Origin of the sequence: Subtercola sp. RTI3 (assembly GCF_035018625.1) — a bacterium.
In the GTDB taxonomy this organism is placed as follows: Bacteria; Actinomycetota; Actinomycetes; order Actinomycetales; family Microbacteriaceae; genus Subtercola; species Subtercola vilae.
The window spans coordinates 95,953-118,716 of record NZ_JASJXO010000002.1 but is presented as its reverse complement, the minus strand read 5'-3'; the positions used below and the strand labels follow the sequence as shown (position 1 = coordinate 118,716).

General features: G+C 67.2%; 15 protein-coding genes. 14 read left to right on the top strand and 1 reads right to left on the bottom strand.

Going from position 1 to position 22,764, the window contains the following annotated elements; all coding sequences use genetic code 11:
* Positions 1-58: 58 nt before the first annotated feature.
* From QN358_RS02000 to QN358_RS01970, 7 genes are all read left to right on the top strand, one after another.
* Positions 59-1,000, top strand: coding sequence for an ABC transporter permease (locus QN358_RS02000; RefSeq protein ID WP_136640236.1), 942 nt, complete (start codon positions 59-61; stop codon positions 998-1,000).
* On the top strand, positions 997-2,850 hold the full coding sequence (locus QN358_RS01995; protein ID WP_323511440.1) for a dipeptide/oligopeptide/nickel ABC transporter permease/ATP-binding protein: 1,854 nt from the start codon (positions 997-999) through the stop codon (positions 2,848-2,850). Before QN358_RS02000 ends, QN358_RS01995 begins: the two co-directional genes overlap by 4 nt.
* Entirely contained in the window at positions 2,847-3,707 is an 861-nt protein-coding gene (locus tag QN358_RS01990; protein WP_323511439.1) for an ATP-binding cassette domain-containing protein, read from the top strand. The genes QN358_RS01995 and QN358_RS01990 overlap by 4 nt, the downstream gene beginning before the upstream one ends.
* Positions 3,708-5,873, top strand: a complete 2,166-nt coding sequence (locus QN358_RS01985) for a beta-galactosidase (protein WP_323511438.1) — start codon at positions 3,708-3,710, stop codon at positions 5,871-5,873.
* 128 nt (positions 5,874-6,001) lie between these two features.
* Positions 6,002-8,347, top strand: coding sequence for a glycoside hydrolase family 3 protein (locus tag QN358_RS01980; RefSeq protein ID WP_323511454.1), 2,346 nt, complete (start codon positions 6,002-6,004; stop codon positions 8,345-8,347).
* Entirely contained in the window at positions 8,344-9,981 is a 1,638-nt protein-coding gene (locus QN358_RS01975) for a glycoside hydrolase family 43 protein (protein ID WP_323511437.1), read from the top strand. Before QN358_RS01980 ends, QN358_RS01975 begins: the two co-directional genes overlap by 4 nt.
* A 4-nt stretch (positions 9,982-9,985) precedes the next feature.
* On the top strand, positions 9,986-11,821 hold the full coding sequence (locus tag QN358_RS01970; RefSeq protein ID WP_323511436.1) for a DUF5605 domain-containing protein: 1,836 nt from the start codon (positions 9,986-9,988) through the stop codon (positions 11,819-11,821).
* A gap of 7 nt (positions 11,822-11,828) precedes the next feature.
* Here the strand turns inward: QN358_RS01970 and QN358_RS01965 are convergent, their stop codons facing one another.
* The gene (locus QN358_RS01965; protein WP_323511435.1) at positions 11,829-14,900 is read right to left on the bottom strand and encodes a family 78 glycoside hydrolase catalytic domain; all 3,072 of its coding nucleotides are present in this window, start codon (positions 14,898-14,900) and stop codon (positions 11,829-11,831) included.
* Positions 14,901-15,067: 167 nt separating this feature from the next.
* Between QN358_RS01965 and QN358_RS01960 the strand changes: the two genes are divergently transcribed.
* The 7 genes from QN358_RS01960 (at position 15,068) to QN358_RS01930 (ending at position 22,702) form a co-directional block, all read left to right on the top strand.
* Entirely contained in the window at positions 15,068-16,174 is a 1,107-nt protein-coding gene (locus tag QN358_RS01960) for a histidinol-phosphate transaminase (RefSeq protein WP_323511434.1), read from the top strand.
* A 14-nt stretch (positions 16,175-16,188) separates the two neighbouring features.
* Entirely contained in the window at positions 16,189-17,331 is a 1,143-nt protein-coding gene (locus QN358_RS01955) for a thiamine pyrophosphate-dependent dehydrogenase E1 component subunit alpha (RefSeq protein WP_416351943.1), read from the top strand.
* Positions 17,331-18,314, top strand: coding sequence for an alpha-ketoacid dehydrogenase subunit beta (locus QN358_RS01950; protein ID WP_323511432.1), 984 nt, complete (start codon positions 17,331-17,333; stop codon positions 18,312-18,314). The genes QN358_RS01955 and QN358_RS01950 overlap by 1 nt, the downstream gene beginning before the upstream one ends.
* Before the next feature lie 46 nt (positions 18,315-18,360).
* Entirely contained in the window at positions 18,361-19,890 is a 1,530-nt protein-coding gene (locus QN358_RS01945) for a dihydrolipoamide acetyltransferase family protein (protein ID WP_323511431.1), read from the top strand.
* Between the two features lie 100 nt (positions 19,891-19,990).
* Positions 19,991-20,935 (top strand): metal ABC transporter substrate-binding protein, encoded by a 945-nt coding sequence (locus QN358_RS01940; protein ID WP_323511430.1) that lies wholly within the window; start codon positions 19,991-19,993, stop codon positions 20,933-20,935.
* 10 nt (positions 20,936-20,945) lie between these two features.
* Positions 20,946-21,824: a metal ABC transporter ATP-binding protein gene (locus tag QN358_RS01935; protein ID WP_323511429.1), complete on the top strand. Its 879-nt coding sequence runs from the start codon at positions 20,946-20,948 to the stop codon at positions 21,822-21,824.
* Positions 21,821-22,702 carry a metal ABC transporter permease gene (locus QN358_RS01930; protein WP_136640247.1) on the top strand — a complete coding sequence of 294 codons (882 nt, stop codon included), beginning with the start codon at positions 21,821-21,823 and terminating at the stop codon, positions 22,700-22,702. The genes QN358_RS01935 and QN358_RS01930 overlap by 4 nt, the downstream gene beginning before the upstream one ends.
* The last annotated feature ends 62 nt before the right edge of the window (positions 22,703-22,764 follow it).

The window sequence follows — 22,764 nt, the reverse complement described above, 5'->3', positions numbered from 1 at the left end:
GCGGGGTTCTCGCCCGAGGCCCCCGCCCCGCCAGACCGACCGACTCCGAGGATCACCGGTGATCAGATTCATCTTGAGACGACTGCTGTCAGGCGTCATTCTCATCTTCGTCATCTCGACAGTGGCGTACCTGCTGCTCTACCTCGGCGGCGGCGACATCGCCCGCCGCATTCTGGGGCAGTCGGCCACGGCGGCCACGGTCGCCCAGAAGGCGCACGCCCTCGGCCTCGATCAGCCGCTGTTCGTGCAGTACGGCCAGTGGCTGAGCCATGCCGTGACCGGTAGCCTCGGGTCGTCGTGGTTCACCTCGCAGCCCGTGACCGCCGCGATCACCTCGCGGCTCTCGGTCACCCTCTCGCTGGTGATCGGCGCGACCATCATCTCGGCCATCGTCTCGGTCATTCTGGGCGTACTGGCGGCGACCCGCCGCGGCTGGGTCGACAGGGTCGTGCAGATCTTCACCATTCTGGGCTTCGCCATTCCCGGATTTCTTGTGGCCCTCGCCCTGGTCACCGTTTTCGCCATCGACCTCAAGATATTCAAGCCGACGGGCTTCGTGCAGTTCGCGACGTCGCCCGGTGGCTGGGCAGCCACCGTGACACTGCCGATCATTGCGCTCGCGTTGGGCGGTATCGCCGGGGTCACCCAACAGATTCGCGGCTCGGTCATCGATGCCCTTCGCCAGGACTACGTTCGTACCCTGCGCAGCCGCGGCCTCTCCAACACCCGCGTGGTCTACAAACACGTTCTGCGCAACGCCGGCGGCCCGGCTCTGGCCATTCTCGCGGTGCAGTTCGTCGGCCTCTTCGGTGGAGCAGTGATCATCGAACAGATCTTCGCCATCCCGGGCCTCGGCCAGGTGGCGGTCATCGCCACCACCCAGGGTGATATTCCGCTCGTGATGGGGCTCGTTGTGGCAACGGCCATCATCGTGGTCGTCGTGAACCTGATCATCGACCTGCTGCAGGGCTTTCTCAACCCGAAAGTGCGACTCTCATGACTCAAGCAATACCGCTGCAAGGCCCCACCCTCACAGTGGCCGAAGAAGAGCGTTCCGCGCGCATCAGTCTTTTTCGCCGCCTGCTGAAGAACCCCTCTGGCCTCGTCGCGATGATCTTTCTCGCGCTCATCGTGCTGAGCGCCATTCTGGCCGGGGTCATCACGTCGGCCGACCCGAACGCCGCGTCGCTTCAGGATGTTCTCGCCCACGCCTCGGCGGCGCATCCGCTCGGCGCTGACAGTGCCGGCCGCGACGTTCTCGCCCGGCTGCTCTACGGCAGTCGATTCAGCCTCGCCGGGGCCCTCGTCACCCTCGTGGTGGCCGCCGTCATCGGTGTGACCAGCGGCTTGATCGCCGGGTACTTCGGCCGATGGTTCGACTCGGTCTCGTCGTGGGTCGCCGGTCTGGTCATGGCATTGCCCGGCTTCGTGGTGCTGCTGGCTGCCCGTGCGGTTCTCGGCCCGTCGATGTGGCTCGCCATGGGCATCTTCGGCGTTCTCATCTCCCCCGCTTTCTTTCGGCTCGTCTACGCCTCTGTCTCCGCCGTGCGCAACGAACTGTACGTCGACGCGGCGCGGGTCTCTGGCCTCAGCGACGCACGCATCATTGCGCGGCACATCTTCACCGTGGTTCGCGCGCCCATCATCATTCAGGCCGCCATGATCACCGGTATCGCCATCGCCATTCAGGCGGGCCTCGAATTTCTCGGCCTCGGTGACACGAACGTGCCCAGCTGGGGAAGCATGCTGAACGACGGCTTCGCGAACATCTACAAGAACCCCACTCTGCTGCTCTGGCCGGCCCTGGCCATCGCCCTCACCTCGGTCGCGCTGACACTGCTCGCCAACGCCATGCGCGACGAGCTCGAGCGCAGCTCCGGCAGTAAGAAGCGCCGCGGAGCCACGAAGCGCGCCCAGGTTCTCGTCGAGCACGAGCTCGTGGTCAGCCACCCCGACGATGCCCGCACTGAGGCCGCGCTGGGCGAAGAACTTCTGCGCATCACCGACCTCGCCGTGGGTTACGACCAAGCCGATGGCTCAGTCACGACCGTTGTGAACGATGTGTCGCTCGTGGTTCGCCGCGGCGAGGTTCACGGTCTGATCGGCGAGTCGGGTTCGGGCAAGACGCAGACCGCCTGGTCGATCCTCCGTCTGCTGCCCGACGGCGGCCGGGTGGTGGGCGGCTCGATCTTCTTCGAGGGCAAAGACCTCGCCAAGGCCAGCGAGAAAGAGATGACGGCCCTTCGCGGCAAGAAGATCGCCTACATTCCGCAAGAGCCCATGTCGAACCTCGATGCTTCGTTCACCATCGGCAGCCAGCTGGTCGAGCCCATGCGCGTCTGCCTCGGCCTCAGCAAGAAAGAGGCCACCGCGCGTGCCCTTCAGCTGCTCGCCCGCGTGGGTATTCCGAACCCGGAGCGCACGTTCACGGCGTACCCGCACGAGGTTTCCGGTGGCATGGCCCAGCGTGTGCTGATCGCCGGCGCCGTGTCGTGCAATCCCGACTTGCTCATTGCCGACGAGCCCACAACGGCTCTGGATGTCACGGTTCAGGCCGAGGTTCTCGATCTGCTCCGCGAACTGCAGAGCGAGCTCACCATGGGCGTCGTGCTCGTGACGCACAACTTCGGCGTGGTGGCAGACCTCTGCGACCGCGTCTCGGTGATGCGCAACGGGCGAATCGTGGAGACGGGGCCAGTGCGTACGATCTTCGCCCAGCCCGAGCATCCGTACACCCAGTCGTTGTTCGAGGCGATTCTCGAAGACGGCGATGCGCGCGAGCCATTACAAGACACCCCTTCGGTCGAGACCATCGTGCTCGAAACCATTGGTAAAGGAGCCTCCAAGTGACCGATGTGCTGCTCGACATCACGAACGTGGTCGTCGACTACCCGATCAAAGGCTTTCGAAAAGAGCCGTTCCGCGCCCTGAAGGGAGTGTCGCTCGATATTCGTCCCGGCGAGACCGTGGGCCTCGTGGGCGAGTCGGGTTCGGGCAAGACCACCCTCGGCCGCGCAGTGCTGGGGCTGGCGCCGGTGACCAGCGGCAGCATCCTGTATCGGGGTAAAGACATCGCGCACCTCAGCCGAGGTGAGCGCCGCGCGCTGTCGAGCGAGATTCAGGTGGTCTTTCAAGACCCGTACACCTCGCTCAACCCGTCGCTGACGATCGAACAGATTCTCGTCGAGCCCCTAACCGTTCGAAAGGTCTCGCAGCGCGACGCCTCGAAGCGGGTGCGCGACCTGCTCGACCAGGTGGGCCTGCCCACCAGCGCCGCAGACCGTCTGCCGCGGGAGTTCAGCGGAGGCCAGCGCCAGCGCATCGCCATCGCGCGCGCCCTCGCCCTCGAGCCGCGCCTGATCGTCTGCGACGAGCCCGTGTCGGCGCTCGACCTCTCGACGCAGGCCCGCGTGCTCGAGCTGTTCAAAGAGATTCAGGAGCGCACCGGCGTCGCCTACCTCTTCGTGTCGCACGACCTTGCGGTTGTGCGCAGCCTCAGCCATCGCGTCGCAGTGATGTACCACGGCGAGATCGTGGAGTGGGGCGACGCCGACCAGGTGACGGCCCGCCCCGAGCATCCGTACACCCAGCGGCTCTTTCTCGCCGCGCCCGTGCCCGACCCGGTGCGGCAGGAGCAGCGCCGCGCCGATCGCCAGCGACTGCTCGCGGTTCAGGCCGAGCAGAACCTGCAGGCGGGCGTGCTCTAGATGGCACACGACAACGACACCGAGAAGGATGCCCCGGCGATCCGTTTCGGTGCGGCCTACTATGCCGAATACCAGCCGAGCCCGCGTCTCGAAACCGACATGGATCTGATGCAGGCGGCCGGATTCACGGTCATTCGTGTCGGCGAGTCGGTCTGGTCGACGTGGGAGCCCGAACCGGGCGTCTTCGACCTCGACTGGCTCGAACCCGTGCTCGATGCGGCGCACGCGCGCGGCATCGGAGTCATTCTCGGCACGCCGACCTATGCCATCCCGATGTGGATGAAGCGGCTGCACCCCGAGGTGGCGGCCGACGTCGAAACCGGCAAGCCCATGGGCTGGGGCATGCGCCAGGAGATGGATTTCACCAACCCCGCGTACCTCTTCTATGCAGAGCGCATCATTCGCCAGGTGATCGGTCGCTACGCCGACCACCCCGCGGTGTTCGGTGTTCAGGTAGACAATGAGCCGGGCATCCGGTTGCTCTACAACGAAGGCGTCTTTCAGCGCTTCGTCGACGAGCTTCGACACACCTACGGCGACGTCGAGACACTCAACACCGAGTGGGGCCTCGTCTATTGGTCGCACCGGCTCTCGACGTGGGCCGACCTGTGGCGCCCCGATGGCAATTTTCAGCCGCAGTACGACCTGGCGTGGCGCCGGTTTCAGGCGAAACTCGTCACCGAATTCATCGGATGGCAGGCCGACATCGTGCGCACGCTGGTCGCGCCGACGAAGTTCGTCACCACCTGCATCTCGTACGACCAGCTCGGCGTCGAAGATGTGGAGCTCTCTGCCCGCCTCGACATCGCCTCGGGCAACGCGTACTACGAGATGGAAGACTCACTCGAGCACCCGAGCAGCGCTGCGCGCGAGAACGGCTGGATCGTGAAGGGCACCTGGGCGCTCTTTCACCTCGCCGATGTCATGTACTCGTCGAAGCAGGGCCCGTTTCTGATCACCGAGACGAACGCCTCGTCGATCGGCTGGTCGCAGCTGAACTTCTCACCCTACGACGGGCAGTGGAAGCAGGCGGCGTGGGCGCTCATCTCGCGCGGCGCCCGCATGATCGAGTACTGGCACTGGCACACCCTGCACTTCGGGGCAGAGACGTACTGGGGCGGAATTCTGCCGCACAGCCAGGTTCCCGGCCGCACCTACGCCGAGATCGCCGAGCTCGGCGCCGAGATCACCAAGGCCGGCGAGGCCGTTGCCGCGTCGATTCCGGATGCCGACATCGCCATTCTGTACGACTCCGACAGCAAGTGGGCGCTTTCTTCACAGGCGCCGTTCCAAGCGCCCGGGCAGTTCTTCGACACCGACTCCTACCGCCGCATCGTGGCCTCGTTCTACCGGGGGGCGTTCGACGCCGGGGTGCAGGTTCGCCTCGTGCGGCCGCAGCAGCTGTTCGCGTCTCGGGGAGCGACCACGACCGCGCGCGGGTTCGCGGCAGAGCATCCGGTACTCGTCGTGCCAGCCTTCTTTACGGCGGCTGACGACGAACTCGAGTGGCTCGACGCCTACGCTGCTGCCGGCGGACACCTCGTTCTCGGGCCGCGCACGGCGTACGCCGACCGCGAGGGCCGTGCCCGCGTCGAGGTCAAGCCGGCGCTGCTGACCGACGCGTCGGGCATCTGGTACGACGAGTTTGCGAACCTGAACTCCGACATCGCCCTGTCGGTGGCCGACCCCGAGGGCGACACGTCGTTCGACCTGCCCACCGATGCTCGCGCGACGGCGTGGATCGACGGCCTGAACGTCACCGATGCCACCCCGCTCGTCAGCTACGAACACCCGCACTTCGGCCAGTGGCCGGCCATCACGACTCGCACGCACGGGATCGGAGACGTGACTGTGGTGGGCACGCTTCCGAACCAGTCGCTCGCCGAGGCACTGATGCGCTGGCTGGTTCCCGAACCCATCGCCGGCTGGGCCGACCTGCCGCCCAGCATCACGGTGGCGAGCTCATCGACCGCCGCCGGCGACCGCATCTTCGTGGTGCACAACTGGTCGTGGCAGTCGCTGTCGGCCAGCGCACCGACGGGCCTTCGCGACCTGCTCGACGACACCGTGCTCGCCGAAGGCGCCGCGGTCACGTTCGGGCCCTGGGATGTGCGCCTCTTCACCACGAACCTCACCGAAAACCACAGAGAGAAGCAGAACCCGTGACTTACGAATTGGTCGATGCGCACCGCGTCGCCGTACTCGACGACCGGCTCGACGCCCTTCTGGCCGAGCTGACCCTCGATGAGAAGATACTGCTGCTCACCGGGCGCGACTTCTGGACAACCTGGCCCATGGCCAAGATCGGCCTGCGCCGCATTCTCGTCAGCGACGGCCCCTCCGGCGTGCGCGGCGAGGTGTGGGACGAACGGAGCCCCTCGCTCAGCCTGCCGTCGGCGACGACACTGTCGTCAGCCTGGGACAACGAGATGGCCGCCCGCTACGGTGCCGCCGCCGCCGTCGAGGCCCGCCGCAAGGGTGTCGACGTGGTGCTCGGGCCGACCATCAACCTGCACCGTTCGCCCCTCGGTGGCCGGCACTTCGAGGCATTCAGCGAAGACCCTGTGCTGACAGCGGAGCTCGCCGCAGCCTATGTGACCGGCGTGCAGTCGAACGGTGTCGGCGCGACCCCCAAGCACTTCGTCGCGAACGACTCGGAGAACGACCGCTTCACGATCGACGTGGTCGTTGATGACCGCGCCCTTCGTGAGCTCTACCTGCTGGCCTTCGAGAAATCCATCGTCGACTCCCACGCGTGGCTGGTCATGAGTTCGTACAACTTCATCAACGGGGTCACCGCCAGCGAGAACGACCTGCTCGAGACCCCGCTGAACAGCGAATGGGGTTTCGACGGCGTCGTGATCAGCGACTGGACGGGTGTTCGCAGCATCGCCAGCGCCAACGCCTCGCAAGACCTCGCCATGCCCGGGCCGGTCGGTGCCTGGGGCGACGCCCTGGTGGCTGCCGTTCGCGCCGGCGAGGTCGACGAATCGTCGATCGACCGCAAAGTGCTGCGCCTGCTGCAGCTCGCCGCCCGGGTGGGCGCGCTCGAGGGCTTCGAGCCCGCGGTCGCCGCCCCCGTGCTGGTCGAAGACGGAATCGCGTTCGTTCGCGAGGCCGCTGCGGCCGGTACCGTGCTGCTCACGAACAACGGCGAACTGCCGTGGAACCCGAGCGAGATCGGCTCGGTGGCCGTCATCGGTCACAATGCGAAGTACGCCCGCAGCCAGGGCGGCGGCAGCGCCACGGTGATACCCGAACATGTGGTGTCACCGCTGGAGGGCATCCGGTCGGCCCTGCCCGGTGTGCCGGTCAGCTACTCGGTCGGTGCAGTGGTTCAGGAGGGCATCGCTGCCCTGCCGATTGAGACCCTCACGGTGACGGGTACCGCTGAACCGGGAGTTCTCACCCGCTTCCTCGCGGCCGACGGCACCGTGCTGCTGAGCGAGGTGCGCCAGGCCACGTCGCTCATCTGGTTCGGTGGCACCGCTCCCATCGGTGAGTCGGCGCTGCTCGACATCACCACCACCTACACGCCGGCCGAGTCGGGCGTGATTCGCCTCGGCTTCTCGGCCGTGGGCACGGGCCGTGTGTGGGTCGACGGCACTCTGCTCGTCGAAGACACCGTCGAGGCCGAGGGAACCGATCTCGGCGCCGCCTTTCTCTCGCCGCCGTCGACCTCGGCCCCGGTTTCGGTTGAAGCGGGAAAGCCTGTTGACCTGCGCATCGAATACGAGATCGCCGGTGGCGACGGCGCTCTGTCGGGTGCCCTCGCCTTCACGTTCGGCGTCGAGCCCGACGATGCCGACCCGGCCGCGCTGATCGCCGAGGCTGTCGAAGCCGCCCGCAGCGCCGAGGTCGCCCTGGTGGTGGTGGGCACGAACTCCCGTGTCGAGTCAGAAGGCTACGACCGCGACTCGCTCGCTCTTCCCGGGCATCAGGATGCCCTGGTTCGGGCCGTCGCGGCCGTGAACCCCCGCACCGTGGTGGTCGTCAACGCGGGTGCGCCGGTGCTGCTGCCCTGGCAGGGCGACGTGGCCGCCCTGCTCGTGGGCTACTTCGGTGGCCAGGAGTTCGGCAACGCTGTCGCCGACGTGCTCACCGGGCTCGTCGAGCCGGGTGGGCGCCTGCCCACCACCTGGCCTGCCGCCACAGCCGACGTGCCCGTGCTCGACACCAACCAGGTCGACGGCAAGCTGGTCTACGCCGAAGGCATCCACATCGGGTACCGCGCCTGGCTGAAGGCCGGTGTCACGCCCGCATTCGAGTTCGGTCACGGCCTCGGCTACACGACGTTCAGCACGAGTGACGCGGCGGTGACGCCCACGGCGGTTCCCGGTGGCGACTTCGAGGCCTCGCTGACCGTCACCAACACGGGTGCGCGCGCCGGCAAACACGTTGTGCAGGTGTACGTCTCCCGACCCGGTTCTGCGGTCGACCGCCCGGTTCGCTGGCTGGTCGGTTTCGCGCCGGTCGAGCTCCCTGCAGGCGCCTCCGAGCGGGTCACGGTCACCGTGCCCGTGCGGCTTCTCGCGTACTGGAACGCCGGCTGGCAGTATGAGGCCGGCACGTTCGCCGTGTCGATCGGCACCTCGGTCGGTACCCTCCCGCACACCGAAGAAGTGGAACTGCTGTCATGACGGAGTACCCGAACCCCCTGATCCCGGGTTTCAACCCAGACCCGAGCGTGGTGAAGGTCGGCGACGACTACTACATTGTCACCTCGACCTTCGAGTACCTGCCCGGCATCCCCGTCTACCACAGCACCGACTTCGTCACGTGGAGCCAGATCGGCAACGTCATCACGCGTATGGAGCAGGCCGAGCTCGAGAACGTGGTCACGGCCGGCGGAGTCTGGGCCCCGACCATCCGGTACCGCGATGGGCTCTTCTACGTGATCGTCACGATCGCCATGGGCCGCGGCTGCATGCTCTACACGGCCACCGACCCGGCGGGCCGCTGGAGCGACGGCATCGTTCTCGAGGGCATCGAAGGAATCGACCCCGACCTGAACTGGGATGACGAGGGTACGGCGTACGTCACCTTCTCCGGCCTCATCACGAAGGGCCCCGACCTCGGCAAGCACCTCGGCATTCAACAGGTGAAGGTCGACCTGGTCAAGGGCGTCGCGCTCGAAGAGCCGCGTTCGCTGTGGGCCGGCACGGGCCTGAAGTTTCCCGAGGCACCCCATCTCTACCGGCGAGGGGAGTTCTGGTACCTGATGATCGCCGAGGGCGGCACCGAGCGCGGCCACGGCGAGAGCATCGCGCGCGGCACGTCGCCAGAGGGCCCGTTCGAGGGTTTCGCGGGCAACCCCTTTCTGAGCGCGCGCAGCACCAACCGGCCCATTCAGAACACCGGCCACGGCGACCTCGTCGAGACACCCGACGGCCAGACCTCGATCGTGCTGCTCGGCATGCGGCCGCGCGGCGGCACTCAGGCGTTCTCGGCCCTCGGGCGCGAGACGTTCGTGTCGAGCATCGAGTGGGTCGACGGCTGGCCCGTCGCCCAGCCCGTGGTGCTGCGACCCCGGGCGGGCAGCACGTCGTACGCGCTGACGTTCGGCGCTGAGGGTGCTGTTGTGGAGTCGGTTTCTGCGGGCGCTGCCTCAGTTCCGACGCCGACGCCGGCTCTGGATGCCGCACCCGTGCCCGTGCTCGACGACGGGTGGCTCGCCATTCGCCGCGAGACCACCTCGGTGGCCTCGCTCACCGCACGGCCCGGCTGGCTCGTCATCGACTCCGACGGATCGACTCTCGACGACCCGCGCCCCACCTTCGTGGGTCGTCGTCAGCTCAACCAGACCGCCGCCTTCACGACCGTGGTCGACGCCGCTGGCGGCACCGGCGGCCTCGCCGCCCGCTACGACGAAGACCACCACTACGAGATCGAGGTGACGGGCAGCGAGGCTGGCGACGCCGCTGGCAGCGCGGCGGGCGGTGCGGCAGGCGGCGAGACGGGCAACCGCATCGTGGCCCGCGCCCGGCTCTCGGGGTTCGAGCAGACGTTCGAAGCCACGCTGCCGGCGGGGCCCGTCACGCTGCACCTCGACTCGGTCAACACCGGTGGAGGCTTCTCGCCCCGGGCGATGTCGAGCGACAGAGTGCTGCTCTGGGCATCCGTCGGCGACGCCGTGGTGCACCTCGCCGACCTCGACGGTCGCTACCTCACGGCGGAGACCGCGGCGTCGTTCACCGGGCGCGTGGTGGGGCTCTACGCCACCGCCGGCAGCGTGGCGTTCTCGTCGTTCGACTATGTGGGAAGCGAAGACTAGAACTGTGGGGTACACGGCCGAATCCACGCTGAGCGATGTGCTCGACAACGAGGAGGCCCGCGCCCTGCTGCAGGCCTACCTGCCCGGGGTGACGAACTCGCCGTTGCTGCTGCAGATGCGGGCGCTGTCGCTCGCGCAGGTGGCTGCGTTCGGCGGCGGCGCGCTCGACGAGGCACGGGCCGCTCAACTGTGGGCCGCGCTCGCCGCGGTGGAGTCGGCTACGCCGCGGGTGCGGGTCGAGGCGCCCGCCATCGTGCCGCAGGGCGACTACGAAGAGCTCGGGGTGCAGCGGGCCTCGGCCGTGTTCTCGTACGCCGGGGTCTGCAGCGTGTGGGCGCCGTTCGAGATCGTGTTCGAGGGGCCGTCGCACGGCAATCCGTTCGTCGATGTAGAGCTGACGGCCGTGTTCACGTGGGTGGGCGGCGGTGACGTGGCTGGCGGCGGTAGCGCGGCTGGCGCGGCTGGCGGTGCTGGCGGCGTTCGGGTGGGCGGTGCTGGCGGTGCTGGCGGCGTTCGGGTGGGCGGCTTCTACGACGGGGGCGGCCGGTACGGCATCCGGTTCATGCCAGAGGCCGAAGGCGAGTGGAGTTTCACTACCGCGTCGAACGCCCGGTCGCTCGACGGTCTGGTGGGCAGTTTTGTTGCGGGGCCGGCCGAGCCGGGCATCCGGGGGCCCGTACGCGTGGCCGACACCTTTCACTTCGCGTACGCCGACGGCACGCGCTACCTGCCCATCGGCACCACGGCGTACGCGTGGACGAGCCAGACAGCCGCCCTCGAAGAGCAGACCCTCGCCACCCTCGCCGAGACGGCGTTCACGAAGGTGCGAATGTGCGTGTTTCCGAAGTCGTACCTCTTCAATGCGAACGAGCCCGAGCTCTACCCGTACGAAGGATCTGTTGACGACGGCTGGGACTACACCCGGTTCAACCCGGCGTACTTCGAGCACCTCGAGGGGCGCATCCTGCAGCTTCAGGCACTGGGCATCGAAACCGACCTCATTCTCTTTCACGCGTACGACCGCTGGGGGTTCTCCGACATGGGCCGCGCGGCAGACGACCGGTTCGTGTCATACGTGGTCAGGCGGCTCGGTGCATACCGCGCGGTGTGGTGGTCACTCGCCAACGAATACGACCTGCTCTGGTCGAAGAAGGGCGACGACTGGGAGCGGATGGCCGGGGTCATCACCTCGAACGACCCCGCCGGGCACCTGCTGTCGATACACAACTGCTTCGGTTTCTACGACTACTCGAGGCCCTGGGTGACGCATTCGAGCATCCAGCGCATCGACGTGTACCGCACCTCAGAGAACACGGATGCCTGGCGCGAACAGTGGGGCAAGCCGGTGGTCATCGACGAGTGCGCCTATGAGGGCGACATCGACCAGGGCTGGGGCAACATCACCGGCGAGGAGATGGTGCGCCGGTTCTGGGAGGGCGCGGTGCGCGGCGGCTACGTGGGGCACGGCGAGACATACCTGAACGACCGCGACGAACTGTGGTGGTCGAAGGGCGGCGTGCTCGTGGGGTCGTCGCCCGAGCGCATCGCGTTTCTGGCGTCGGTCATCGCGTCGGCGCCGAACGGCGTGCTCGACCCGCTGCCGGGCGACTGGGATGTTCCGTGGGGTGGCGCCGGCGACGACTACCGAATCGCGTACTTCGGCTTCAATCGGCCGAGCTACCGCGACATCACGGCGCCCGCGGGTCGCCGGTACTCGGTCGATGTCATCGACACCTGGAACATGACCACCGAGCGCCTCACCGGCGCCTTCAGTGGCTCGTTTCGCGTGCCGCTGCCGCGCCGCCAGTACATCGCGGTGCGCCTGATCGCCCTTCCGTAGCAGCGGCTCAGCGGAGGGTGGCGAGGGCGTCGGCGAGCAGTTTCTTGTTGGCGTCGGAGAACATGACGAGCGACGAGCCCAGGCGGCTGTCGGTGAGCCAGCGGCCCGAGTCTGTCCAGCCGAGGCCGATGAAGTAGCCGGTCTCGGCGAAGACGCGCTTCACGACGGCGCTCGCGGCGGGCGACGAGACGATGTCGGCCAGCGAGGAGTCGAGGTCGAACGTGCGCGGCGCCTCGGGTTGCGGCGCGAGGGCCGTGCTGAAGGTGTGGTCGCCGCTGCCAACTTCGACCGCAGTGGTGCTGCCGGGCATCCAGACCCGTGCCCTGCTGTTGGCCGGGATGCTCGCTGCCAGCGTGAAGGTGCTGCCTTCGATGCTCCACGAGACCGCGACCCGCCCGAACCCGGTCTCGAGGGTGGCGCCGGCCGAGCTGAGCCCGCCGCCCACGACCGGCCTGATGTCGATGGTCTCGTAGCCAGGGGTGCCGGGGGCGATGCCGGCGATCTGGCGCTGCATGAAGTCGGCCACGGCGCCGAGCGCGTAGTGGTTGAACGAGGTCATTTCGCCCGGGTTGATGGTGCCGTCGGGCAGCATGCTGTCCCAGCGCTCCCAGATGGTGGTCGCGCCCATCGAGAGGGGGTATAGCCACGATGGGCAGTCGGTTTCGAGCAGCAGGCGGTAGGCCACGTCGCTCTGGCCGGCGGCCGCGAGGGCATCACAGATGAGCGGGGTGCCCACGAATCCGGTGCGGATGCGGTATCCGTACGCCCGCACCAGCTCGGCGAGGCGAGCCCCAACGCGCTTCACCTCGGCGGGGTCGGTGACCAGCCCGAACGCAATCGTGATGGCGTACGCGGTGTGGGCATCCGACATCAACCGGCCGCCCGCCGTGACGTATTCGCGAACGAAGGCGGCGCGGATGCCCTCAGCGAGCTCGGCGTACTGCCGGGCATCCTCGGCGAACCCCAGCACCCGGGCCGCCGCCGCGAGCTGCCGCGTCGACTTGAAGTAGTAGGCCGTGGCCACGATGTCGGGGTCGGTCTTGGCGGCCGACGGGTTCTCGGGCGGAGCCGACGGATCGAGCCAGTCGCCGAACTGAAAGCCGCCCGTCCAGAGGTTGTTCGCGCCGGCCAGCCCGCGCACGACCTCGACCCAGGCCCGCATGCCGGGGTACTGCGTGGCCAGAATGGCGCGGTCGCCGAACCGGGTGTAGAGGTCGTCGGCCACGAGGGTGGCCGAGTCGCCCCAGGCTGCCGTCGCGGGACCGCCCGCCGTGATGGGCGCCGGCACGACCATGGGAACGATGCCGCCGTTCGCCTCCTGCTCGAGCGCGAGGTCACGCAGCCACGACTGCAGAAAGCCTGACGAGTCGTACAGAAAGCTCGCGGTGGGCGTGAAGACCTGGATGTCGCCTGTCCAGCCCAGCCGCTCGTCGCGCTGCGGGCAGTCGGTGGGCAGGCTCAGAAAGTTGCCGCGCATGCCCCAGAGCACGTTCTCGTGCAGCTGGTTCAGCAGCGGGTTGCTGCTCTCGAAGTGGCCGGTGCGCAGCATGTCGCTGTGCACGACGACGGCCGTCACGGCATCGAGGTCGATGTGGGTGGTGGGGGTGGGGGTGCTGCTGCTGCAGGTGCCGGTGCCGGGGCCTGTGCCTGTGGTGGGCGTGCTGCTGCCGCTCGGCAGCACGGTGATCTCGGCGTAACGAAAGCCGTGGAACGTGAACCGCGGGCTCCAGCTGACCGGCCCGTCGCCCCGCGCGGTGTAGTGGTCTGTCGCGCTCGCGAATCTGAGCGGCCGGATGCCCAGCTCACCGTTCTCGAGCACCTCGGCGTGACGCAGGGTGATGACCGTGCCCGCCGGGGCATCGATCGTCACCTCGAGCCAGCCCACGAGGTTCTGGCCGAAGTCGATCACGGTGCCGCCAGAGGGTGTGGCGATCGACTCCACCGGGCGCACCCTCTCGATGCGACGAACCGGCGGTGCCGACGCCGGGGCCAGCAGGGCGCGGTCGACCCGGATGCCCGTGGCGGGCCGCGCGTCGGCGAACGGTGTTCCGGGTGAGGCCAGCGCGAGGTCTTCGCGGCGGGCGTCGTAGGTCTCGCCCTGGTAGATGCTGGCCGAGACGGTGGGGCCGTCGAGGGTGGTGCTCCAGGAGGAGTCGGTGGTGAGGAGGTCGACGTCTGCAGGTGCATCGGCATACTCGAGGCGCAGCTGCATGCTGAGCGCCACCGGACCGTCGTAGCCGACCGCGAAGCGCCCGTCGAAACCGTAGCGCTCGCGGTACCAGCCCTCGGCCACGGTCGCACCCAGAACGTTGGTGCCGGCCACGATCTGGTCGGTCACGTCGAAGGTCTGAAAGAGCAGCCGCTTGTCGTACGAGGTCCAGCCGGGGGCCAGCACCTCGTCGCCGACAAGCTGTCCGTTCACCACCGGTTCGTAGACGCCGCGCGCGGTGGCCGAGAGCAGGGCCCGGCGAATCGGGCGGTCGACGGTGAACTCCCGGCGAAAGCGCACGGTGGGGCGCGGGTCGTTCAAGGCCGGTTCGTGGCTGTCGCCGGGGGCGCCCGCGGCGGTTTCTGGCGCACTGCCGGGCTCGCCCTCGGCAGGTTTCGGGGCGTCGCCGAGCTCGCGCTCAGCGGGATCCGCAACGCTGCCCGGGGCACCCTCTGCGGTGATGAACTCCGCCGCCCAGTCGTCGCCAGACAACGGCCCGGTGAGCAGTTCGGTCCACGGGCTGAATTCCGAGCATCCGGCAGCCGCGCCCCGCACGCGAACACGGACGCGAGCGCTTGCGTATGCCGCCAGAGGCGCGAAAGGCCACGGGATGCTCTGCGAGACCGGCCCCGTGCCCTCGGCCGTGAGCGTGGCCCCGCCCTGCTCGAGTTCGAGCGTGTAGGCCCTCTGGCGCCAGTCGCTGCTCGCGCTGACGACCTGCCACGACAGGGCCGGAGCCCCGGTCGGCAGAAACGCGGGGCGCCCGCGGGTGCCGGCCCAGAGGGCGCTGACCGTGCATCCGGAGGCCTCGGGGGTGGCTTCGGAGGAGGCGGCGGTGGCTGCGCGGTCGGTGCGGGGGGTGAGTGTCATGCGTCTCTCCGTTGAGCGGGGGTCGGCGCGAGCGCGGGCCCAGTGTCTGCGGCGTTGTGAGGCGCCAATGAAAACCTTATAGACAGTCGGCTTTCGCTACCAGTGCTCGCTTGTACTTTCGGGCGACCATTCGGCGTCGCAACAGGCCGCGCTTGTAAGATGCGAGCATGAGCGCACCTGCCACTCCCCCGGTAAAACTGCGCCCTGAAATCGTTGCGCTGCCCGCGTACCGACAGGGCAAGACGGTCGAGGGTGGGTTCAAACTCTCGTCGAACGAAAACCCGTTCGACCCGCTGCCGGGCGTGCTGAAGGCGGCTCAAGCCGCGAACGAAGTGCTGAACCGCTACCCCAACGGCTTCGCGCCCGAGCTCTCTGCCCGGCTTGCGAACCGCCACAACGTCGACCTGTCGCAGGTCATCATCGGTGCCGGGTCGGTGGCCCTGCTGGCGCAGTTCGTCATCGCGGCCGCCGGGGCGGGCGACGAGGTCATCTACTCGTGGCGCTCGTTCGAGGCGTACCCGCTGCTGCCCGTCATGAGCGGTGCCGTCAGTGTGCAGGTGCCCAACCGGCCAGACCACGGGCATGACCTGCCGGCAATGGCCACCGCCATCACCGAGCGCACCCGTCTGGTCATCGTGTGCACCCCGAACAACCCCACCAGCACCATCGTGACGAAGACCGAGTTCGCCGAGTTCATGGCGCTCGTGCCGAGCGATCTGCTGGTCATCCTCGACGAGGCGTACGGCGAGTTCGTGACCGACCCCGACGCCGTCAGCGGGTTTCCCCTGCTCGCCAGCTACCCCAACCTCGTTGTGCTCCGCACGTTCTCGAAGGCCTACGGACTCGCGGGCCTCCGCATCGGCTACGGCCTCGGCCCGACAGCCGTCATCGACGCTGCACGCAGCGCCAGCATCCCGCTCTCGGTGACGCACCAGGCGCAGCAGGCCGCCCTCGCCTCCCTCGACCACGAGGGTGAGCTGCTCGAGCGGGTGGGGCACATCGCGGCACTTCGCACCACCATCTGGAAGGGCCTCACGGCCCAGGGATGGTCGGTGCCAGAGCCCCAGGGCAACTTCGTGTGGCTCGCCACCGGCGACGACACGAACGAGGCGGTGGCTATTCTCACCCGCAACGGAATCATGGCGCGGCCGTTTCACCCCGAGGGCATCCGTATCTCCATCGGAGAATCGGAATCTGTGGAGAAACTCCTGCTTTCGACCGAAGAGATTGTTCAGAACCTCTCAAAGCGGCGTGCCGCCCAGCCAGTACGGTGAGAGCGGTCCCCAATATGAAATCAGAGGTAGCCGGCGTGGTCGAAGTTTCGCCAACGGTACGTTTTCTCTCGGTCGACGGTACATTCGCGCCGACCGAAGCGGCTGAGGAGTACCGTTCACAGCTCGACGGGCTGTCTCACGACGATTTTCTGCAGTTCTATCGCGACATGGCCATAACGCGCCGTTTCGACGAAGAATGCACCAACCTGCAGCGCCAGGGGCAGATGGGGCTGTGGCCGCCGAGCCACGGCCAAGAGGCCGCGCAAGTGGGTTCGGCCCGTGCTGCGCGCCCGCAAGACGTACTGTTCCCGAGCTACCGAGAGCACGCCGTGGCGCTGGTTCGCGGGGTCGACATCGTCGACATCGTGAAGGTGATGCGCGGCGTGAGCCTTGGCGGGTGGGATGCGACCGACCCGTCGAACGGCAACTTCCGCAATTACACACTGGTGATCGGCTCGCAGACCCTGCACGCCACCGGGTACGCCATGGGCCTGGGGTTCGACGGTCTTGTCGGAACGGGTGACCCGACGGTCGACGCCGCCGTGATGACCTACTTCGGCGACGGCTCCACGAGCCAGGGCGATGTGAGCGAGGCGTTCGTCTTCGCGGCGAGCAACCAGACCTCGCAGGTGTTCTTCCTGCAGAACAACCAGTGGGCCATCTCGGTGCCGGTCGAAGTGCAGTCGCGTATTCCGCTCTATCTCCGCTCGCGCGGCTTCGGCGTGCCGAGCGTGCAGATCGACGGCAACGACGTGCTGGCAAGCTATGCGGCCACGCGCAAGCACCTCGATGAGGCGCGTTCGGGCCAGGGCCCCGCGCTCATCGAGGCGGTCACCTACCGCATCGGCGCGCACACCACCTCTGATGACCCCACGCGGTACCAGACCCTCGAGCAGCTGGCCTACTGGGTCGAGCGTGACCCGATCATCCGGTACGCCGCGTACCTGCGCAGTCTTGGGGCCGATGACGCTTTCTTCGCCGAGGTGACCGACGAGGCCGAGAGTTTCGCGGCCGACCTGCGTCATCGCACGCTCGAACTCGAAGCCCCGCCACTGGCCTCCATCTTCGACTCGGTGTACTCCGAGCCGCACCCGCTGGTCGCCGAGCAGAAGGCATGGCTCGAAGCGTACGAACTGTCGATGAAAGAGGCGATCTGATGGCTGAACCCCTCGAGATGCCCCTGGCCAAGGCCATCAATGCGGGCCTGCGTGCCGCGCTCGCCGCCGACGAGAAGGTTCTTCTCATGGGCGAAGACATCGGCAAGCTCGGCGGTGTCTTTCGGGTCACCGAGGGGCTTCAGGCCGAGTTCGGCACCAAGCGGGTCATCGACACCCCGCTGGCCGAGTCGGGCATCATCGGCACGGCCGTGGGGCTCGCCATGCGCGGCTACCGGCCGGTGTGCGAGATTCAGTTCGACGGCTTCATCTACCCGGGCTTCGACCAGATCACCAGCCAGCTGGCCAAGATCACCAACCGCACGTCGGGCGCGGTGCCGATGCCCGTGGTCATCCGCGTGCCCTACGGCGGCCACATCGGCGCGGTCGAGCACCACCAGGAGAGCCCTGAGGCGTACTTCGCGCACACCGCGGGCCTTCGCGTCGTCAGCCCGAGCACGCCCAATGACGGGTACTGGATGATCCAGGAGGCCATTGCCTCGAACGACCCCGTCATGTTCTTCGAACCCAAGAGCAGGTACTGGCCGAAGGGCCCGGTCGACTTCACGTCGTCTGCCGCCGGCCTCCATTTGAGCCGCCTTGTGCGCACCGGAACCGACGTCACCCTCGTCGGCCACGGCGCCATGGTGGCCACGCTACTGCAGGCCGCCCAGGTGGCGGCAGACGAAGGCGTCAGCGTTGAGGTCATCGACCTGCGCTCTCTCAGCCCGATCGACTACGCGCCCATTCTGGCGTCGGTCGAGAAGACCGGTCGACTGGTCGTCTGCCAGGAGGCACCCGGAGCCGTGAGTGTTGGCTCGGAGATCGCCGCCACGGTGGCGGAGCGCGCGTTCTACTCCCTGCAGGCCCCCGTGCTTCGGGTGTCGGGTTTCGATACCCCGTACCCGTCGTCGAAGGTCGAGGCGTATTATCTGCCCGACGCCGACCGCGTGCTCGAAGCGGTCGACCGGGCACTGGGCTACTGACGATGACAACGCTGCCGGATGCACCCGGCTGTGTGAAGGAGTTGACATGACTGAATCGCTGTTCCGCCTGCCCGATGTGGGTGAAGGGCTGACCGAGGCCGAGATCGTGTCGTGGCGGGTTGCCGCCGGAGACACCATTGCGGTGAACCAGGTCATCGTCGAGATCGAGACGGCCAAGTCGCTGGTCGAACTGCCGTCGCCGTTCGAGGGAGTGGTGGGCGAACTGCTGGTGGGCGAGGGCGTCACTGTCGAGGTGGGCACCCCGATCATCCGGGTGACGAGCGCGGGTGTTGATGCCCCTGTGCCCGCCCCCGCGGTTGGGGCTGGCGCGGTGCTGGCTGCTTCGGCTGAGGCCTCGCCCATGTCGGCTGAGGGTGCCGCGCAGACGGCGGTCACGGCAGAAGCCGAGCGCATCGTGGCCGAGGTCGCCGCGGCGGTCTCGAGCGAACCCGCCATCGTTTCGACCGAGGCCGATGCTGGCTCCGGCTCGGTGCTCGTGGGGTATGGCAGCCAGGGTCATGTCTCGAGTAGGCGTCGCCCGCGGGCCACGCCATTCAAGCGTGCTGCGGTCAGCGCCGGAGCAGCTGGTGCTGGTGCTGGTGCTGGTGCCGGTGGGTTGGGTGCTCGGGTGGGCGCGGCCGCTTCGTCGGTGACCCCGGGTACCGAGCCTGTCGCCACTCGGCCGGTGGGGCACAAGTCGCCCGCCATCACGGGCCTGCCCGTCATTGCCAAGCCGCCCATTCGCAAGCTCGCCAAAGACCTCGACGTGAGCCTGCCCGAGGTGAATCCGACCGGCCCGATCGGTGACATCACCCGAGAAGACGTCATTCGCCACGCATCGCAGGCCAAGGTCTTTCACAACATCGAGACCCCGCAGTGGGCCGACGAGCGCGAAGAGCGCATTCCCGTGAAGGGTGTGCGCAAGCACATCGCGAAGGCCATGGTCGCTAGCGCCTTCACCGCCCCGCATGTCAGCCTGTTCGTCGATGTCGACGCCACCCGCACCATGGAATTCGTGAAGCGCCTGAAGGCGTCTTCCGACTTCGTGGGTGTGAAGGTGTCGCCGCTGCTCATCATGGCGAAGGCCATCATCTGGGCAGTTCGGCGCAACCCCATGGTGAACTCTGCGTGGACCGACACCGAGATCATCGTGCGCAACTACGTGAACCTCGGTGTGGCTGCGGCGACCCCGCGTGGTCTTCTCGTGCCGAACGTGAAAGAGGCCCAGAGCCAGACCCTGTTGCAGCTCGCCGCGTCTCTCGAGCAGCTCACCCTCACGGCGCGTGAGGGTCGAACCTCGGCAGCAGACATGGCCGACGGAACCATTACGGTGACGAACATCGGCGTCTTCGGAATGGACACGGGCACGCCCATCCTGAACCCTGGCGAGGTGGCCATCATCGCCCTCGGCACGATCAAGCAGAAGCCGTGGGTCGTCGACGGCGAAGTACGCCCGCGTTTCGTGACGACCCTCGGCGCCAGCTTCGACCACCGCGTGGTCGACGGCGATGTGGCTTCGCGTTTTCTCGCCGACGTGGCCGCCATCGTCGAGGAGCCCGCGCTGCTCCTCGACTGAGGCGTTGCGGGTTAGATGCTTTTGACAATCATTATCAATAAGCTCTAGCATCAGAGGGCGCCTTCTTCGCGCAGCCATTCCTCTCACTAGATTGCCCTCAATGCGTCTCACTCGATTCACCACCCTTGCCACGATCACGTCGATTGCTGCACTCACGTCTCTTGCCCTTTCTGGTTGTTCGACTTCCACCAGTGCCTCAGGCACGGGGGCTACGTCAGGCTCGGCCGGTACGCCGATCGCCGTCGTCGCGTCGACCGACGTGTACGGCGACATCGCCGCCCAGATCGGCGGCGACAAGGTTTCGGTGACCTCGATCATCGACGACCCGTCAAAAGACCCGCACGAGTATGCCGCCGATGCCCGCAATCAGCTGTCGCTGTCGAAAGCGGCCATCGTCATCGAAAACGGCGCCGGGTACGACGATTTCGTCGACACCATGCTGCAGAGTGCCAACAACCCGACCGCGAAGGTGCTGAACGCAGCCGACATCTCGGGTTACGACCAAAAGCCGGCCGACGGTGAGTTCAACGAGCACCTCTGGTACGACTTCCCCACCGTTCAGAAAGTCGTCGACTCGCTCGCTGCCACCCTTGGTGCTCTCGACGCAGCCGACGCGCCGACCTTCACCGCCAATGCCGATGCCTACAAGCAGAAGCTCACCGCTCTCGAGGCCACGGAAGCCGATATGAAGGTATCGTTCGCTGGTCGCGGAGCGGCCATCACCGAGCCTGTGCCGCTCTACATGCTCCAGGCCATCGGCCTGGTCGACAAGACCCCCGGCGCCTTCAGTACGGCCATCGAGAACGGCACCGATGTGGCGCCCGACGTGCTGGCCAGCACACTCGCGCTCTTCAGTGACAAGCAGGTGTCGGTGCTCGCGTACAACGAGCAGACCAGTGGCGCGCAGACCGAGGCTGTGCTGAACGCGGCGACCGCAGCGAAGATCGCTGTTGTGCCAGTGACAGAGACACTGCCGAGCGGCTCGAGCTACATTGGCTGGATGACCGACAACCTGGCCGCGCTGAAGACCGCCCTTTCGCAGTAATCTTCGCTAGATGACTTCGTTCTCCTCTGCCGCGGCTTCCCCGGGTGTGCCGGCGACGCCCGCGACCGGTGAACCGGTGCTGCAGCTCTCTGGGGCGTCGCTCACGTTCGGTGCGCGCACGCTCTGGTCGGGCCTTGACCTCACCGTGCGAGCCGGCGAGTTCATCGCCGTCATCGGTGCGAACGGGTCGGGCAAGACCAGCCTGCTGAAGGTGATTCTGGGCCAGCAGCAGTTGAGCGCCGGTACCGTCGACTTTCTTGGCGAACCCATTCGGCGCGGCAACCGGCGCATCGGCTACATTCCCCAGCAGAAACTCGCCGATGACGGGGTGCCGCTGCGGGCCCGTGACCTGGTGGGCCTCGGGCTGAGCGGCCACCGGTTCGGGTTGCCTCTGCCATCGGCAGCTCGCCGCCACCGGGTCGACGAGCTGCTGGCAGCGGTGGGGGCCACGGCGTATGGCAACGTTGCTGTCTCGACGCTCTCGGGTGGCGAGCAGCAACGCCTTCGGGTGGGGCAGGCGCTCGCGGGCGACCCCCGACTTCTGTTGTGTGATGAGCCTCTCCTTTCACTTGATTTGAATTACCAGCGTGCGGTGAGCGAGCTCATCGACCAGCAGCGTCGGGCCCGCGATCTGGGGGTGCTTTTCGTCACACACGACATCAACCCCGTGCTCGACATGGTCGACCGCGTGCTCTATCTCGCGGGAGGGCGCTTTCGCATCGGTACGCCCGACGAAGTTCTGCGCACCGAGGTTCTGAGCGAGCTGTACGGTTCACCCATCGACGTCATCCGTACCAGAGGGCGAGTGATCGTCGTGGGCGCACCTGACAGCGCCCACGGGCACCACGACGATGTGCGCGGCACCAACATGGGCGGGGCGGCATCGTGACTGACATCTGGTCGCAGATCTTCAACTTCGCCAACTACGGCGAACTGCTCGTGCTGCTGCAGAACTCGATCATCGCCGGCGCGGTGCTCGGGCTGGTGGGCGGTCTGATCGGCGTGTTCGTCATGTCGCGCGACATGGCCTTCGCCGTGCACGGAATCAGCGAGCTCTCGTTCGCCGGGGCCTCAGCAGGCCTGCTGTTCGGCGTGGGGGTCGTTGAAGGCTCGATCATCGGCTCGATTGTGGCCGCGGCGCTCATTGGCCTGCTCGGCTCACGGGCTCGAGACCGAAACTCGATCATCGCCGTTCTCATGCCCTTCGGGCTGGGTCTCGGTATTCTCTGCCTCACGCTGTACCCAGGCCGTTCGGCAAACAAGTTCGGGCTGCTCACCGGCCAGATCGTCGCGGTCGACAATCCGAGACTCAACTCGCTGATCGCCATCTCGATCGTGGTGGTGATCGGGCTTGCGGTGGTGTGGCGCCCCCTGATGTTCTCAAGTGTCGACGCCGATGTGGCATCGGCCCGGGGTGTGCCGACACGTTTTCTGTCGTTGTACTTCATGCTGCTGCTGGGGCTCGCCGTCGCAGTCTCGGTGCAGATCGTCGGCTCGCTTCTGGTGCTCTCGATTCTCGTGACGCCGGCTGCAGCGGCGCTCCGCCTTTCGTCGTCGCCTGTGATCGTGCCGCTTCTCAGCACGATCTTCGCCGTGGTGTCTCTGGTCGGCGGCATCTTGCTCGCCCTGGGTGGTTCTGTTCCCATCAGCCCGTATGTCACAACGATCTCCTTTTTGATCTACGTTGTCTGCAGAATCATTGCGTCGCGTCGGAAGCGACAGGGCAATAGTCGCCGAAGCGCGCTGGCTCGCAGGGTTCAGAGCTAAAATTGTGGAGAACTCGGGCCTTTGATCGGCCTGTGGAGAACGCGCCAACGCGAGAACGAGGT

Bases quoted from the DNA above. Each gene is read 5' to 3' on its own strand.
- QN358_RS01945 (WP_323511431.1), top strand. From the start codon at position 18,361: ATGACTGAATCGCTGTTCCGCCTGCCCGATGTGGGTGAAGGGCTGACC.
- QN358_RS01975 (WP_323511437.1), top strand. From the start codon at position 8,344: ATGACGGAGTACCCGAACCCCCTGATCCCGGGTTTCAACCCAGACCCG.
- QN358_RS01950 (WP_323511432.1), top strand. From the start codon at position 17,331: ATGGCTGAACCCCTCGAGATGCCCCTGGCCAAGGCCATCAATGCGGGC.
- QN358_RS01940 (WP_323511430.1), top strand. From the start codon at position 19,991: ATGCGTCTCACTCGATTCACCACCCTTGCCACGATCACGTCGATTGCT.
- QN358_RS01965 (WP_323511435.1), bottom strand. From the start codon at position 14,900: ATGACACTCACCCCCCGCACCGACCGCGCAGCCACCGCCGCCTCCTCC.
- QN358_RS01935 (WP_323511429.1), top strand. From the start codon at position 20,946: ATGACTTCGTTCTCCTCTGCCGCGGCTTCCCCGGGTGTGCCGGCGACG.
- QN358_RS01995 (WP_323511440.1), top strand. From the start codon at position 997: ATGACTCAAGCAATACCGCTGCAAGGCCCCACCCTCACAGTGGCCGAA.
- QN358_RS01955 (WP_416351943.1), top strand. From the start codon at position 16,189: ATGAAATCAGAGGTAGCCGGCGTGGTCGAAGTTTCGCCAACGGTACGT.
- QN358_RS01960 (WP_323511434.1), top strand. From the start codon at position 15,068: ATGAGCGCACCTGCCACTCCCCCGGTAAAACTGCGCCCTGAAATCGTT.
- QN358_RS01985 (WP_323511438.1), top strand. From the start codon at position 3,708: ATGGCACACGACAACGACACCGAGAAGGATGCCCCGGCGATCCGTTTC.
- QN358_RS01980 (WP_323511454.1), top strand. From the start codon at position 6,002: ATGGCCAAGATCGGCCTGCGCCGCATTCTCGTCAGCGACGGCCCCTCC.